The sequence below is a fragment of the Sediminibacterium sp. FW305-C-269 genome (assembly GCF_058231045.1).
The window spans coordinates 387,488-401,511 of the sequence record NZ_JBIQXQ010000002.1; the positions used below are offsets into that span (position 1 = coordinate 387,488).

14 protein-coding genes are annotated in these 14,024 nt (G+C 46.0%); 10 read left to right on the forward strand and 4 right to left on the reverse strand.

What is annotated here, in order from left to right; all coding sequences use genetic code 11:
• Positions 1–22: 22 nt before the first annotated feature.
• Positions 23–1,120 (reverse strand): mandelate racemase/muconate lactonizing enzyme family protein, encoded by a 1,098-nt coding sequence (locus tag ACH3Y6_RS07010; protein ID WP_490834880.1) that lies wholly within the window; start codon positions 1,118–1,120, stop codon positions 23–25.
• 398 nt (positions 1,121–1,518) lie between these two features.
• Here ACH3Y6_RS07010 and ACH3Y6_RS07015 point away from each other — a divergent pair, with 398 nt between their 5' ends.
• From ACH3Y6_RS07015 to ACH3Y6_RS07050, 8 genes are all read left to right on the forward strand, one after another.
• Positions 1,519–2,706 carry a proline dehydrogenase family protein gene (locus ACH3Y6_RS07015; RefSeq protein ID WP_490834881.1) on the forward strand — a complete coding sequence of 396 codons (1,188 nt, stop codon included), beginning with the start codon at positions 1,519–1,521 and terminating at the stop codon, positions 2,704–2,706.
• Between the two features lie 71 nt (positions 2,707–2,777).
• Complete coding sequence (locus ACH3Y6_RS07020) at positions 2,778–3,572, forward strand: thymidylate synthase (protein ID WP_490834882.1); 795 nt, start codon at positions 2,778–2,780, stop codon at positions 3,570–3,572.
• A 79-nt stretch (positions 3,573–3,651) separates the two neighbouring features.
• Positions 3,652–4,149 (forward strand): dihydrofolate reductase, encoded by a 498-nt coding sequence (locus tag ACH3Y6_RS07025; protein ID WP_490834883.1) that lies wholly within the window; start codon positions 3,652–3,654, stop codon positions 4,147–4,149.
• A 9-nt stretch (positions 4,150–4,158) separates the two neighbouring features.
• The gene (locus ACH3Y6_RS07030) at positions 4,159–4,623 is read left to right on the forward strand and encodes a hypothetical protein (RefSeq protein ID WP_490834884.1); all 465 of its coding nucleotides are present in this window, start codon (positions 4,159–4,161) and stop codon (positions 4,621–4,623) included.
• Positions 4,624–5,421, forward strand: a complete 798-nt coding sequence (locus ACH3Y6_RS07035) for an O-methyltransferase (RefSeq protein WP_490834885.1) — start codon at positions 4,624–4,626, stop codon at positions 5,419–5,421.
• 114 nt (positions 5,422–5,535) lie between these two features.
• On the forward strand, positions 5,536–6,891 hold the full coding sequence (locus tag ACH3Y6_RS07040) for a methyltransferase RsmF C-terminal domain-like protein (protein ID WP_490834886.1): 1,356 nt from the start codon (positions 5,536–5,538) through the stop codon (positions 6,889–6,891).
• 14 nt (positions 6,892–6,905) lie between these two features.
• Positions 6,906–7,946 (forward strand): LysM peptidoglycan-binding domain-containing protein, encoded by a 1,041-nt coding sequence (locus tag ACH3Y6_RS07045; protein ID WP_490834887.1) that lies wholly within the window; start codon positions 6,906–6,908, stop codon positions 7,944–7,946.
• Positions 7,947–7,961: 15 nt separating this feature from the next.
• The gene (locus tag ACH3Y6_RS07050; protein WP_490834888.1) at positions 7,962–8,654 is read left to right on the forward strand and encodes a rhodanese-like domain-containing protein; all 693 of its coding nucleotides are present in this window, start codon (positions 7,962–7,964) and stop codon (positions 8,652–8,654) included.
• Positions 8,655–8,742: 88 nt separating this feature from the next.
• Here ACH3Y6_RS07050 and fmt read toward each other — a convergent pair whose 3' ends face one another.
• Together fmt and ACH3Y6_RS07060 are read right to left on the reverse strand one after the other, a co-directional pair.
• Complete coding sequence (fmt, locus tag ACH3Y6_RS07055) at positions 8,743–9,684, reverse strand: methionyl-tRNA formyltransferase (protein WP_490834889.1); 942 nt, start codon at positions 9,682–9,684, stop codon at positions 8,743–8,745.
• A 122-nt stretch (positions 9,685–9,806) separates the two neighbouring features.
• Positions 9,807–11,093 carry an exo-beta-N-acetylmuramidase NamZ family protein gene (locus ACH3Y6_RS07060; RefSeq protein WP_490834890.1) on the reverse strand — a complete coding sequence of 429 codons (1,287 nt, stop codon included), beginning with the start codon at positions 11,091–11,093 and terminating at the stop codon, positions 9,807–9,809.
• A gap of 213 nt (positions 11,094–11,306) precedes the next feature.
• Between ACH3Y6_RS07060 and ACH3Y6_RS07065 the strand changes: the two genes are divergently transcribed.
• Positions 11,307–11,762, forward strand: a complete 456-nt coding sequence (locus ACH3Y6_RS07065; protein ID WP_490834891.1) for an FKBP-type peptidyl-prolyl cis-trans isomerase — start codon at positions 11,307–11,309, stop codon at positions 11,760–11,762.
• A 115-nt stretch (positions 11,763–11,877) separates the two neighbouring features.
• On the opposite strand, the gene ACH3Y6_RS07070 is transcribed toward ACH3Y6_RS07065, so the two are convergent.
• Positions 11,878–12,429 (reverse strand): hypothetical protein, encoded by a 552-nt coding sequence (locus tag ACH3Y6_RS07070; RefSeq protein ID WP_490834892.1) that lies wholly within the window; start codon positions 12,427–12,429, stop codon positions 11,878–11,880.
• 225 nt (positions 12,430–12,654) lie between these two features.
• Here ACH3Y6_RS07070 and pepT point away from each other — a divergent pair, with 225 nt between their 5' ends.
• A complete protein-coding gene (pepT, locus tag ACH3Y6_RS07075; protein ID WP_490834893.1) occupies positions 12,655–13,905 on the forward strand; it encodes a peptidase T in 1,251 nt (416 codons plus the stop codon).
• Positions 13,906–14,024: the final 119 nt, after the last annotated feature.

Genomic DNA, 14,024 nt, shown 5'->3' on the forward strand with positions numbered 1-14,024 from the left:
GACAAAGATACAGTCACAAACCTCAAATAACCATCTGTTCCAGTTTTTGGAGATAAGCAGGGTCTACATCGGCGCCAATACCAATGGCATCAGGTAAGTGCAGCTGCATACCCTGGTAGGTTACTCCACCGGTAACGGGATCAGCCAAGTGCCCAAGCAGGCAGGTGTCAAGATCGTAGAATTTGATATTGTCCTTAGCCATGGCAAAATGCACTTTGGCAGTTAATGCCACCCTGCTTTCGAGCATGCCGCCCATCATACAGGGGATATGGTTTTTTTCAGCCACATCATTGATCTGGATGGCTTCGTGTATGCCCCCGCTTTTGGCAAATTTGATATTGATGTAGGCGCAGGCTTTATGGCGGATCATCCGTTCTGCATCGTGATGGGTAAAGACGCTTTCATCTGCCATAATGGGTATGGGAGATATGCTGCATAGGTCCGGTAACAGTTCATCATTCCAGCGGCGCATGGGTTGCTCGCAGAACTGGATATCAAACTCTCCTAAAGCAGTAAGAGCTGTAACAGCCCCTTCATAACTCCAGCCCTGGTTAGCGTCAATGCGTAGCCGGATATCGTAGCCAATGGCTTTTCTGATCTGGCGTATGCGCTCAATATCATCTTCAGGCTTTTTCCCAAGTTTTACCTTGATGATCTTCACATTTTTCTCCCGGAAGGTTATGGCCGTAGCCGCCATCTCTTCCGGTGTGCCAATGCCGATGGTTAGGTCGCTTTCAATCATTTTTTTTTGTCCGCCCAGGTATTGATACAGGGGCTGATTGGCAGCTTTGGCAGCAATATCATAGAGAGCCAGGTCAAAAGCGCTTTTGGCTGTGAAATTGCCGGCTGTCAGCAGGTCCAGCTCTTCCATTCTGGCGCTGATATCGGCAGCATCCTTATGTTTCCACTGGGTGGCGAAGTCTTTGGCCATCTCATAACAGGTAGCCTGGGTTTCGCCAACGATCATCGGGAATGCAGAACATTCCCCCACACCAACTATGCCTTCGCTGGTATGGATGCGTACCAATAAGTTCTGTGCATTGGCCATAGTACCGGTTGCAATCGTAAAAGGTACCATGGGGATCGTGTATTTGTAGATCTCCGTTTTCGTGATAGTCATGTACAAATTTCCGTTTTTATCGCCAATACTGCCACACCCAGATACGTTTCTTTTTCTGAAACTGTTATTGCCGGCAGTCTACCATTCCGTTTTGATAAGAGTACCTGATTGCGGAAAGATCATGCAGCGATAGCTGCTAGTATCAGGTCTTTGATAAGTGATGGCTGACTTTCTGGTACCTGTTTCAATTTTGCTTCAGGGAATCGGATGGGGGAGAAGCAATAGCATAAAAAGCAGGAGCCAACCTGTGGGAGACAGGTCTGTTGCAAAGGGTATCAGGACAGGGAGGGCTCCGGCGGAAACAGGTGAATTTTTCAAAAATAAATGGAACTTTCCCCGAAAACCTTTTTTCCTTAACGCTGGCATACCGATATTCGCATCACGAACACTTGTTAGTAATGAATATTTCCTTCGACAACACTGAAAATGCATTTGCCTACAAATCCGATTCGGAACTGAAGGCTGCTGGTTTCCTGTTCAAAACCATGGAATTCCCCTGGTTTGTACAGGTAGGTACCCGTTTAACACCGTTCATCATGAAGACCGGTTTACCGGTACATGGCATCATCCGGAAAACCATTTTCAAACAGTTTGTCGGGGGCGAAACCCTCGAGGAAACAGCAGCCGTGGGTTCGGTATTGGGAAAATATGGCGTGCAGGTGATATTGGATTATGGTGTGGAGGGCAAGGAAGGAGAAGACAACTATGACCATGCAACCGATGAATTTATCCGTGTGATCAATTATGCGGCCACACAACAAAATATTCCTTTTATCAGTATCAAAGTTACCGGTTTGGCACGTTTCGGGTTGTTGCAAACCCTGAATGAAGCACCCCGTCTGCGTAGTGGCATCCATGATCATGAAGCGGAGATTGCTGAGTGGGACAGGGTCCGCGAGCGTATGTATATCATCTGTGAAGCTGCTGCTGAAAAAAATATTGGCGTACTGATTGATGCGGAAGAGAGCTGGATACAGGATCCGGTGGACAGGCTTACCATTGAAATGATGGGCATCTTCAATAAAGAAAAAGTGATCGTATATAATACGATCCAGTTGTACCGTCATGATCGCCTGAACTTCCTGAAACTATCGCATAAGATTGCCCAACAGCAAGGTTTCAAGCTGGGTATGAAACTGGTGCGGGGGGCTTATATGGAAAAAGAAAGAGAACGTGCCCGCGATAATGGGTATGTAAGTCCTATCCAGCCAGACAAAACATCCACAGACAGAGATTATGATGAATCAGTAAGGTATTGTATTAATAATGTTGAGGATATCTCTGTGATCGTTGCATCGCATAACGATGAGAGCAACCTGCTTGCTGCCAGACTGATGGAAGAGAAGGGCTTACCCCATAACCATCCACATGTGCATTTTTCTCAGTTGTATGGGATGAGCGACAATATCACTTTCAATCTGGCCAAAGAGGGCTTTAATGTGAGCAAGTACCTGCCTTTTGGTCCGATCAGGGATGTAATCCCCTACCTGATGCGCAGGGCGCAGGAGAACAGCAGTGTAAGCGGCCAGACAGGTCGTGAACTTTCACTGATCCACCAGGAGTTGAAACGCAGGAAAAGGGCATAGAATTCACAGATTCTCCCCAGCTTGGCACTATTGTCTTTCCCACATCCTTTTTCGGATGTATTTTGCAGCTTATGCAGCAATACCAGGATTTACTAAGGCATATTATGGAAAATGGCAGCCAGAAGACCGATCGTACCGGTACCGGCACCATCAGTTGTTTTGGTTACCAGATGCGGTTCGATTTGCAGAAAGGCTTCCCGATGGTAACCACAAAAAAGCTGCACCTGAAAAGTATCATTTATGAATTGCTCTGGTTTTTACAGGGGGATACCAACATCAAATACCTCAACGAGCATAAAGTAACTATCTGGGATGAATGGGCGGATGCCGACGGGAACCTGGGGCCTGTGTATGGAAAACAATGGCGCAGCTGGCAGGGGGCCAATGGGGTTGTGATTGACCAGATAACGGATCTCATCAGCCAGATCAAAAAAACGCCGGACAGCAGAAGACTGATTGTAAGCGCCTGGAATGTAGGAGAACTGCCCAAGATGGCATTGATGCCTTGTCATACCCTGTTCCAGTTTTATGTGGCCGATGGTAAACTCAGCTGTCAGTTGTACCAGCGCAGTGCAGATGTATTTCTGGGTGTTCCGTTTAACATTGCTTCCTATGCGCTGCTGACAATGATGGTGGCGCAGGTCTGTGACCTGGAATATGGCGATTTTGTGCACAGTTTCGGTGATGTTCATTTATACAACAATCACATAGAACAGGCAAAACTGCAACTTACCCGTGAGCCTTACCCATTACCCACTCTCAAGATCAATCCGGAAGTAAAAGATATTTTTGGTTTCCGGTTTGAGGATTTTACCTTGGAAAATTACCAGCATCATGCACCTATCAAGGCGCCGGTTGCCGTATAATGTCCCGACCTCCTAAGTTGAAATGGTATAATTTTGCTTTTCAATTCATCATAATTTTAAATACCCCCGGGGGCGAGGTATGAAAGTTTCGTTGGTAGTAGCTGCAGCAAAAAACAATGCCATAGGTAAAGACAATCGTTTGCTCTGGTCGCTACCGAACGATATGAAGTTCTTTAAAAGCACAACCTGGGCCATGCCTGTATTGATGGGACGTAAAACCTATGAATCATTAGGCAAGCCCCTGCAGGGCCGACTGAACATCGTAATTACCCGCCAGCATCACTGGCAGCCTGAAGGAATCATCGTGGTACATTCACTTGCAGAAGCTATGGAAGTTGCTAAAAAGGCATATTACAAAGAAGTGTTTGTTATAGGCGGTGGAGAAATTTACAAAGAGGCATTGCCTCTTGCCAGCAAGATCTATCTTACCCGGGTAGATACAATTCCGGAGGCCGATACTTTTTTCCCGGATATTGATCCTGAACAGTGGCAACTTACCTCAGAACAGCCATTTAAGCCCGATGCCAAACATGCTTTTGCCTATCATTTCCAGGTATGGGAGAAAATTAAAGCATAAACGAGGCATATGCAGTTTATACAGGTAGCTTACTGTACCACCGTACCCTTACTGTTGATGGGTTCGCTGGTTGCAGGGGAAAGAATCCGGAAAGTATTTACGAATATACTGGCAGTATCCAATCTCTTACTGATCGGGTATTCGATTTTTCTGGTGAGACAACTGGTTGCCCTGTATCGGTTATCCAGGCAGTTCCAATTGAAACAACCGGAACAGTTGTTCCGGCCCGATACCACAACCCTCAGGTTATTACTGGTGATTTTTTTGCCTTTGTTTTTCCTCAGTCGTCCTTTACGCCAAAACCCTTGGTATAGCCTGTTGATGCTGCTTTTGTTATACTGGAACGATCCCATGTCTTCCTGGAATGATTATGATCTTTTTACCAAGATACCTGTTTACCTGAGTGCATGTTGTTCAGGTTATGCGTTACTTTGGCTGCAGAATCAATTACCTTATCAATACAGAAACACATAAATGTATTCGCCTGCTCAGCTAGTTGCCCGTTATGTCCGGTATTATCTTGCCTCATCCAATGGTAAGGGCCATGGCATGCATTCTCCATTTGTATTTGAATTGATTACACAAGTGATGAATGACGACAGGCAGTTTTATGCTTACCGGCAGATAGAGAATCTCCGGGAGTTATTATTACTGAACCGGCAGGAGCTGGTAGTAGAAGATTTTGGTGCAGGATCAAGGGTGAAAAAAAATAATGTACGTAAGGTGGCAGATATTGCCCAATCCTCTTTAAAACCCAAAAAATTTGGGCAGTTGCTGTTTCGTATGGTCGATCATTATGCACCGAAACAGGTACTTGAGTTGGGCACATCTTTGGGAATTACCACAGCCTACCTTGCTTCAGCCAACAGCAATACACGGGTAGTCACTATGGAAGGTGCATCTTCCGTGGCATCTGTGGCCCGGAATAATTTTGATAAACTGGAACTCCGGAATATAGAATTGGTGGAGGGAAATTTTGATGAGACACTAACCGCCACCCTACAGCGTATGGGCAGAATCGATATGGCTTTTATAGATGGTAATCACCGGTACGAACCCACTATCCGGTATTTCCGCGAACTGATGCCTAACCTGCATGAATGCTCAATCCTTATTTTTGATGATATTCACTGGAGCCGTGAAATGGAGCAGGCCTGGGAGGAAATCCGCCAGGATGATGCTGTAACGTTAAGTATCGACCTTTTTTTTATCGGCCTTGTTTTTTTCCGGAAAGAACAGAAAGTAAAACAGCATTTCACAATCCGTTTTTGATATGCCTTGTTGACAGTATTTGCCAGTTTGCCCCATAATGGTAAGAACCGGGTAGTTACCCTGCTGTTTGGGCAGGCAAAGAAGTAAATGAAGGGGCTGTTGTATATTTGTCAGATGGCATTACCCCAGGCTTTCTTGGAATCATTAATGGGCGTGGCGGGTTTTAACCGTTCGTCTTTCGAAGCCGTGCATACTTCAGGTGATCAGGTAACTTCTATCCGGGTAAATCCCGAAAAAAACAGGAGCCTGGACACGGCAGGCAGGGAGCAGGTACCCTGGTGCCCTTATGGTTATTATCTCCCGGAAAGACCTTCTTTTACACTGGACCCACTTTTTCATGCCGGGGCTTATTATGTGCAGGAAGCCAGCAGTATGTTTATCTGGTATGTATTACAGCAGTTGATCGGTGTAAACACCGAAAAAAAAGTGCTGGACCTCTGTGCTGCTCCGGGAGGTAAGAGCAGTTTACTGGCATCCTATTTCACTAACGGATGGGTAGTAGCCAATGAAGTAATCAAACAAAGAGCTGCCGTGCTGGTAGAGAATATGACCAAATGGGGAAGCGACCATGTGGTGGTTACCAATAATGATCCCGTTCATTTTCAATCCTTGTCCGGTTATTTTGATGTAATGATGGTAGATGCTCCCTGCAGTGGCAGTGGTATGTTCCGCAAAGATCCGGCTGCTATGGAAGAATGGAGCGAGCAGGCCGTACAGCTCTGCAGTCAGCGTCAGCAAAGAATATTGGCCGATGTGCTGCCCGCTCTTGCAGAGGAAGGTGTCCTGATCTACTCGACCTGTTCTTATTCCAGGGAAGAAGATGAGGCTATTGCAGATTGGCTGGTAGCAGAGATGGGAATGGAAAACCTGTCGTTATCCGTACCAACAGGCTGGGGTATTGTGGAAACTCTTTCGCCACATAACAAGGTAAGCGGTTATCGGTTTTATCCTGATCAGATCAAAGGAGAAGGATTCTTTATTGCTGTATTTCGGAAAAAATCACCGGGTTCAGATAGTCACAGACTGAAAGAACTGGCACTGCCGGTCCCCTCCAGGCAGGAATTACTGCAGGTGCAATCATTTTTGCCGATACCTGCAACCTATTCATTATTTAAACAGGGAGATCAGATCCGGGCAGTGCCTGCACGCTGGTATAAAGACCTGCAGGTATTGGCCAAAGCATTGTATATCAAAAAAGCAGGGGTGGGTATCGGCACCATCAAAGGAAAAGATGTGATACCGGAGCATGAACTGGCCATGAGCCATTTATGGGAAGGACATTTTATACCCATTCCTTTAACGAAAGAGCAGGCACTTGCATACCTGCGCAGGAAAGACCTGTTATTACCTGATGCTCCCCAAGGATGGCATTTGGTAACATATGAAGACCTGCCATTGGGTTGGGTGAAAGTTTTGCCAAATCGTTTGAATAACTACTATCCGGCCGAATGGAGAATATTAAAAGAGTAAATTTGCGGCACTCAATGCAGAAGAACATGAAGATATATGGTTTGATACTTGCCTGCCTGGTGACACTGGTTTCTGCAGCGCAGGAAAAATTGGAAGTAAAAGGGAAAGCTCCTAATCTGTATGTATTGTATGTGCTGGGCGGATCAGAGACCTTGCAGACAGTCAGCAGTCAGTTCGGATTTTCTGTAAAAAAACTCAGCGACTACAATCGCATTAATATCAATGCTTCTGCTGTATTGCCCAAAGGAACAAAGATCAAAATACCTCTGACCAACGATAACCTGTTGCAGCGGCAAACTGAGAACAGCGCACCGGTGATTCATGTGATCGGCAAAGGGGAAAATATATACCGGATCAGTAAAGTTTACTACAATGTACCCATGTCGAGCCTGCGCCAATGGAACCATCTTACAAAAGATGTGGTAAAACTGGGGCAGCAACTGGTCATTGGCTATATGGTAAATGCAAAACCGCTGGCGGCATCAGAGACCAGTCCTGTTGTTGCTAAAGAGGTGTCTCCTGCAATACAACAACCGGCACAGCAGGCTGAAGCAACCGGGAAAAAGAATACCGGAAAGAAAAATACAGCGATCACTTCTCCTATTGTAAAAAACGATACACTGGCGACCATGGGGACACTGGTTCAGGAGAAAAAAGCAGAAAGCAAGGATCCTGTGAAACCAGTAGAGAAAGAAGAGACCATCCTCAATAGTGACTATGTTCCCAGGGATGATGATGAGGGTTATTTTGCTGCTGCATATGCCGAACACGAAAAAGCACAGGTACAACAGTTCCGTTCGGGAGATGCATCTACATTCAAAACCATCAGTGGCTGGACAGACCGGAAATTTTACGTACTCATGAATGATGTGGCACCTAAGACCGTTGTACGGGTTACGGGTCAGGGCAACAGAAGCATCTGCGCTATGGTACTGGGACCGTTGCAGGAGACCAAGGGCGCATCAGGATTATTGGTTAGGATCAGTAATTCAGCTGCTGCAGCTTTGGGTCTGGTTGACCAGAAATTCACGGTAACCGTTACTTATTTCGAATAAGATAAAATACAGCACATGAAAAAACTACTTGCATTCTTTGCACTCTCAGCCTTGCTGATCTCCTGTCAGGGCAATGCCCAGGATGGATTGCCACCTGCAGATTTTGAGAAACGTATTCAGACAGGACAGGTACAGTTATTGGATGTCAGGACTGCAGGAGAGTTTCAATCGGGCCACCTGAAAAATTCTCTGCAGGCCGACTGGCTGGATAAAGCGCAGTTTGCAGAACGCATTAAATACCTGGATAAATCAAAACCATTGCTGGTGTATTGTGCCTCGGGTATACGTAGTGCCGCAGCTGCCAAATACCTGCAGAGCAATGGTTTTAAAGAAGTGCAGAACCTGAAAGGCGGACTTACTGCCTGGAAACTGGAAGGAAAAACAATCGAAGCACCGTCAGGTTCTGCGCAAATGACGCTTGATCAGTATCAGGGCCTTACGCAGTCAGCGGAAGTGGTGTTGGTCGATTTTGGCGCAGAATGGTGCCCTCCCTGTAAAAAAATGGAGCCCGTGTTGGCACAGCTGCAGAAAGATCTGGCTGGAAAATTTAAATTGGTCAAGGTAGATGGCGGACTGGATATTGATGTGATGAAATCTCAAAACGTGGAAACGCTTCCTGTATTTATTATCTATAAAAACGGGAAAGAGACCTGGCGTAAGCAGGGCTTAGTTGAATTATCTGAACTGAAAGATAAAATAGCCAGATAGTTGCTGGCTGCTGATGGTATTTCGTTGTTTCTCTATGCCGATACATTCGTATAGAGAAACAACGATTTTTATTATTATGGATCAGCTGTTACAGCATCCGGTAGCCGCGGAGAAAATCTTCGATCAACAGTCTCTTTTTGCCCTCCAGCTGAAGGTCTAACAGGTGAATATAGCCATCGGCACAGGCAAACTTTAGGAAAGTTTTGCCGTCGGTAATCACTTTTCCTGTAGGATGAGGGTGCACAACCAACTCTTTTTTTGCCCGGTAGATCTTGAGTATCTTACCATTCAGTGTGCTGAGTGCGCCAGGAAATGGTGAAAGCCCGCGGATAAGGTTGTGGATTTTTTCAGCCGGATCGTTCCAGTTGATCTGCGAATGTTCCGTAAATAATTTTGGCGCGTGTTTCAATTCCATTGAAGTGGCCTGTAACAATGCGGACTGATCGATCTTCTGTAAACTTCCTTCTGCCAGCCCTTTTACGGTCTCCACCAGTAAAGCAGCCCCGATGAGTTTCATTCTGTCGTGCACTTCGCCCGTGGTCTCATCTTCCCCAATCGGAAAACTTTTCTGCAACAGGATATCGCCGGTATCTATTTCATGCTTGAGCTTAAAGGTAGTAACGCCGGTCTCCTTTTCACCATTGATCACCGCCCAGTGAATGGGTGCAGCACCGCGGTATTGCGGTAGTAATGAGCCATGCAGGTTAATGGTGCCCATGGGCGGCATGTTCCAGACCAGCTCCGGTAACATACGGAAAGCTACCACGATCTGCAGATCAGCCTGTAAGGCACGCAGTTCTTCTATAAAAACAGGGTTCTTTAATTTGTCAGGTTGCAGAATTTTTAATCCTTTTTCAACCGCATATTTTTTTACAGCACTTTCGGTTAATTTCATGCCTCTGCCGGCAGGTTTATCCGGTGCGGTAACTACACCCACAATGGTACATCCCGCCTGCACCAAAGCATCCAGCGATGCCACTGCAAAATCGGGTGTTCCCATGAATACGATGCGGAGTTCTTGCATTGTCATGAGACAAAGATAGATGTTTGTCGATTGGTTTATCCGTTTACCGGATGGCTGTTCCAAGCAGCATAAGATTCCTGAGCCAACCCATCATGAACGGTTAAACCAATCAACAATCAACCAGGAGCTTATTCAAAATCGGTATACAGCAGATATTTCTTTCGGATCTTTTTGAACTGATCCAGCTTGGGTTGCCAGCTCTTGCGGATCTCCGCTTCTGTTTTACCGGCTTTAATCTGAGCCATCAGTTCACTGCCGCCCGCAAGACGATTGAATGAACTGAACTGTATGTTACCTGCCTTGGGTACCAGGAAGAATTTCTCTTTGTCGGGGAAAGCCTGATAAGCTTCCAGCAGGTATTTGATCTGTACCTGGTTATTCAGTTGTTTCAGGATGCTTTTATTATCCGCATATAAATTCCAGCCATAACAAAGCTGCTCTTTCAGTTTGGGCTCTTTGGCACCTGCCCGGCTGGTGGGCGTAAAAGCATATAGATTTTTTGGCAGGGAAGGGTGTCCGAAGATCGCAAACGGATGATCGGTTCCTCTTCCTTCACTGAGGGCGGTGCCTTCAAAAATACAGGTGCTGGCATACCAGTAAACCGATGCCATATCCGGGAGATTGGGCGAAGGAGCAATGGGCAGCTGGTATTTACTCTTGTGCGTATAATTGGCACATTTGATCACCTGAAAATGAAAAGCGGTATCCGAATTGTTTTTGGCGTGTTTGTAATAATCGTGTTTCTCGTTGGCTTTAGGTGTTAACCAGCGTTCACCGGCCAGCATCAGCGCATATTCGCCCATGGTCATGCCATATACGATGGGGATAGGTTGCATACCCACAAAACTTCGGAAGGCAGTATCAAGAACCGGCCCGTCAACATAAAAACCATTGGGGTTAGGACGGTCAAGCACCATCAACGGTTTGCTGTTCTCGAACGCGGCTTCCATAAATTCCTGGAGAGAGGAAATATAGGTATAGAAACGACTACCTACATCCTGGATATCGAACAGAAGCACATCCACATCCGCAAGATCTTCCGCACTGGGTTTTCTTTTTTTACCATAAAGTGATACCACAGGTATTCCGGTGGCTGGATCAATATAGTTCTCTACCTTTTCACCTGCATCAGCAGTACCTCGGAAACCGTGTTCCGGGCCAAAAGCTTTCGTGATGGTAATGCCGAGCGACAACAAGCTATCTACCAGATGTTTTTGTCCGATGGTAGCAGTATGATTGGCGAAAACACCGACCCTTTTTCCTTTCAACAGTGGAACGTACACCTGGGTGCGAAAAGCTGCAGGCAATATATCGCCTTGCGAAACGCCGGATTTAGCAGATTGGGCGATCGCTTGTTGGGAGTTAAAAAGGTTGAATACCAGTCCGATCAGTAATAGAGATATTATTTTCTTCATATGAGGGGTTTTGCAAGGGGAAAGTTAACCAAAAAACTTACCGGTTCTTGAATTTGGATTGTACTTTTGACGCTGGAAATCGGTATTTCTTTTTTCTTGTTGCGTTTCTTTTTCACAGAGGAATAACCATATCCCTCCAGTAACGGGAATTGCGCGACGAATGCTGAGAAAATCTAAAACTGGCTCCACATTATTTACACTCAAAAATGCATTATGCAACAAGTAAAAAAAGGTGATACTGTAAAAGTACATTATCATGGTAAGTTAACAGACGGTACCACATTCGACAGCTCTGAAGGACGTGAGCCACTGGAGTTTGAAGTAGGTGGCGGAATGGTGATCCCGGGTTTTGACCAGGGCGTTACCGGTATGACCGTTGGCGAAAAAAGAACTATCCAGATACCCGCAGATGAGGCATACGGACAAAAACAGGAAGAGATGATCATGGAATTTCCCAAAGACCGTTTCCCTGCTGATATGACTCCGGAAGCAGGTATGCAGCTGAATATGAGTAATGGTCAGGGACAGAATTTCCCTGTTGTGATTGTAGAAGTGAGGGAAGAAGTCGTGATCCTGGATGCCAATCATCCGCTGGCTGGTGAAGATCTCATCTTCGACCTGGAACTGGTGGAGATCAGTGGTGGTACACCTTTGATCATTATGCCATAATAGTTAATAATTAGTAATTAAAAATTAGCAATTGTTAAAGAGTCCGATAGATTACTATCGGACTCTTTACGTATAGGTAGTACTTCCTTATTAATTGTTCATTACTAATTCCTGATTATTTTCTCATCCACCATCCCAGCCAGATGCCGCAGAGCCCCCAGCTGGCAAGTGCATCGATCAGATGGGCGCGTACATCAAATATTTTGTACCAGATGAACTGGTTGTATGGCTCGTTGATGAAAACGATGATCCCGATGAACAGGCAGGCCAGGAAAATATTCGCAAAACTTGCCTTCCCCCATTTGCTTAGTATCCAGCATAGTAACCAGACCATGAACACGGTTGCCACAAAACCTCTTGCCATATTCAGGTACATTTCATTCATGGAACTGTTGAGCGATTTGTGGTATTGAATCGTGACCCAAGGTTTGTTCTGGCTTTGTTCACCCAGTTTGCTGGCTTCCTCAAAAGAACTGCCCTGGGGTACAGTGGGCAATAAATACCCCCCTTCTTTCTCAAGCTGTGTGTTCAGGAAACTGAGGATCGTATCCTGTTTGGCGGTATAATCCTGCGAGGGTCTGTGCAGGTCCAGGGCGGTCCAGGAAAGCGTTTGCCATACAAATATGAGCAGGCCCCCTACCAGTGCGCCGATAATATTTTTTTTCATATGCAGGTGTTTGGTTTGAGAACAAAATATAAAATGCTTATTGTATTTGCAAGCGGGGGAATAGAGAGTCGTGAATCGGCAGTCATTAGGAGTGAGTAGGAAGTTGGCAATGGTGACTGGTCAATGGACGCAAATGGGTAATTCACAATTAACAATTGCCCATTGACGACTCACCATTCACGACAATTCCTCTTCCGCACGTATCTTGCTGAAAATTAGCTACCGATGACAGGTTATACGTATACAGTTGTAGACCGTTTTATGCGTTATGTACAGGTGGATACCCAGAGTGATCCGATGAGCGAGACCCATCCGAGTTCGGCCAGGCAGAAAGATTTGTCAGCACTGTTGGTCCGAGAATTGATCGATATGGGAATCAGCGATGCGCAGATGGATGCATACGGGTACGTGTACGCCACGATACCGGCCACATCTCCTAAAAACGTTCCGGTGATCTGTTTCTGCAGTCATGTGGATACTGCGCCTGATTGCAGCGGCACCCATGTAAAACCCATACTGCACAGCTCATATAATGGTGCTGATATTGTATTGCCGGATGATACAACACAGGTGATCCGTTTGTCTGATCACCCATACCTGAACGAACATATAGGTAATAGTATCATCACTGCCAGTGGTCTTACCCTGCTGGGTGCTGATGATAAGGCCGGTGTGGCTGAGATCATGGATATGGCGCATTACCTGGTAACGCATCCGGAACTGGCACACGGAACCATCCGCTTATTGTTTACACCAGATGAGGAAGTTGGAAAAGGTACTGCGAAACTTGACCTGGCAAAACTGGGAGCAGATTACGCGTACACATTGGATGGAGGAGAGCTGGGTACACTGGAAGATGAGACTTTTAGCGCAGATGGGATAGTGATGGCAATACAGGGTGTGATCTCACATCCCGGTTATGCCAAAGGAAAAATGGTAAACGCAATGAAAATCGCTGGTGAGATACTGTCAGCATTGCCTAAAACGGAATGGTCGCCGGAAACAACGGATAAGAAGCAGGGTTTTGTGCATCCGCTCCGGATAGACGGATCCGCCGAAAAAGCAGTACTGGAATTCATAGTAAGAGATTTTGATACCCGGCAGCTCTCAGTACACGAAAACCGCCTGAAGCAACTGGCCGAGCAGGTATTGACAGCTTACCCCAAAGCTACCCTGCATTTTTCTGTTCAGGAACAATACCGGAATATGAAAGAAGTGCTTGATCAGCATCCGCACATCATTCAATATGCGGAAGAAGCGTACCGGCGGGTGGGACTGACCGTGATCAAAGAGCCCATCCGGGGTGGAACCGATGGCAGCCGGTTGAGTTTTATGGGTTTGCCCTGTCCTAACCTGTTCACAGGTATGCAGGCTATTCACAGCAAACATGAATGGATAGGGGTGAGGGATATGGAGAAAGCGGTAGAAATGCTGGTGACGCTGGTCCAGGTATGGGAAGAGAAAGCAGTTGTATAGTCGCGACTGCTGTATAACGGGCATTACCGGCTCTGGCGCAATAAATTTGGGTGCCTTCTGTAATATTCGGTCTCTTCTTACTACTAACCTTTTATATTACGTACCTTACCCAAAATTAA

Bases quoted from the DNA above. Each gene is read 5' to 3' on its own strand.
- fmt (WP_490834889.1), bottom strand. From the start codon at position 9,684: ATGACAATGCAAGAACTCCGCATCGTATTCATGGGAACACCCGATTTT.
- pepT (WP_490834893.1), top strand. From the start codon at position 12,655: ATGACAGGTTATACGTATACAGTTGTAGACCGTTTTATGCGTTATGTA.
- ACH3Y6_RS07040 (WP_490834886.1), top strand. From the start codon at position 5,536: ATGGCATTACCCCAGGCTTTCTTGGAATCATTAATGGGCGTGGCGGGT.
- ACH3Y6_RS07020 (WP_490834882.1), top strand. From the start codon at position 2,778: ATGCAGCAATACCAGGATTTACTAAGGCATATTATGGAAAATGGCAGC.
- ACH3Y6_RS07030 (WP_490834884.1), top strand. From the start codon at position 4,159: ATGCAGTTTATACAGGTAGCTTACTGTACCACCGTACCCTTACTGTTG.
- ACH3Y6_RS07070 (WP_490834892.1), bottom strand. From the start codon at position 12,429: ATGAAAAAAAATATTATCGGCGCACTGGTAGGGGGCCTGCTCATATTT.
- ACH3Y6_RS07065 (WP_490834891.1), top strand. From the start codon at position 11,307: ATGCAACAAGTAAAAAAAGGTGATACTGTAAAAGTACATTATCATGGT.
- ACH3Y6_RS07050 (WP_490834888.1), top strand. From the start codon at position 7,962: ATGAAAAAACTACTTGCATTCTTTGCACTCTCAGCCTTGCTGATCTCC.
- ACH3Y6_RS07015 (WP_490834881.1), top strand. From the start codon at position 1,519: ATGAATATTTCCTTCGACAACACTGAAAATGCATTTGCCTACAAATCC.
- ACH3Y6_RS07035 (WP_490834885.1), top strand. From the start codon at position 4,624: ATGTATTCGCCTGCTCAGCTAGTTGCCCGTTATGTCCGGTATTATCTT.
- ACH3Y6_RS07010 (WP_490834880.1), bottom strand. From the start codon at position 1,120: ATGACTATCACGAAAACGGAGATCTACAAATACACGATCCCCATGGTA.
- ACH3Y6_RS07060 (WP_490834890.1), bottom strand. From the start codon at position 11,093: ATGAAGAAAATAATATCTCTATTACTGATCGGACTGGTATTCAACCTT.
- ACH3Y6_RS07045 (WP_490834887.1), top strand. From the start codon at position 6,906: ATGCAGAAGAACATGAAGATATATGGTTTGATACTTGCCTGCCTGGTG.
- ACH3Y6_RS07025 (WP_490834883.1), top strand. From the start codon at position 3,652: ATGAAAGTTTCGTTGGTAGTAGCTGCAGCAAAAAACAATGCCATAGGT.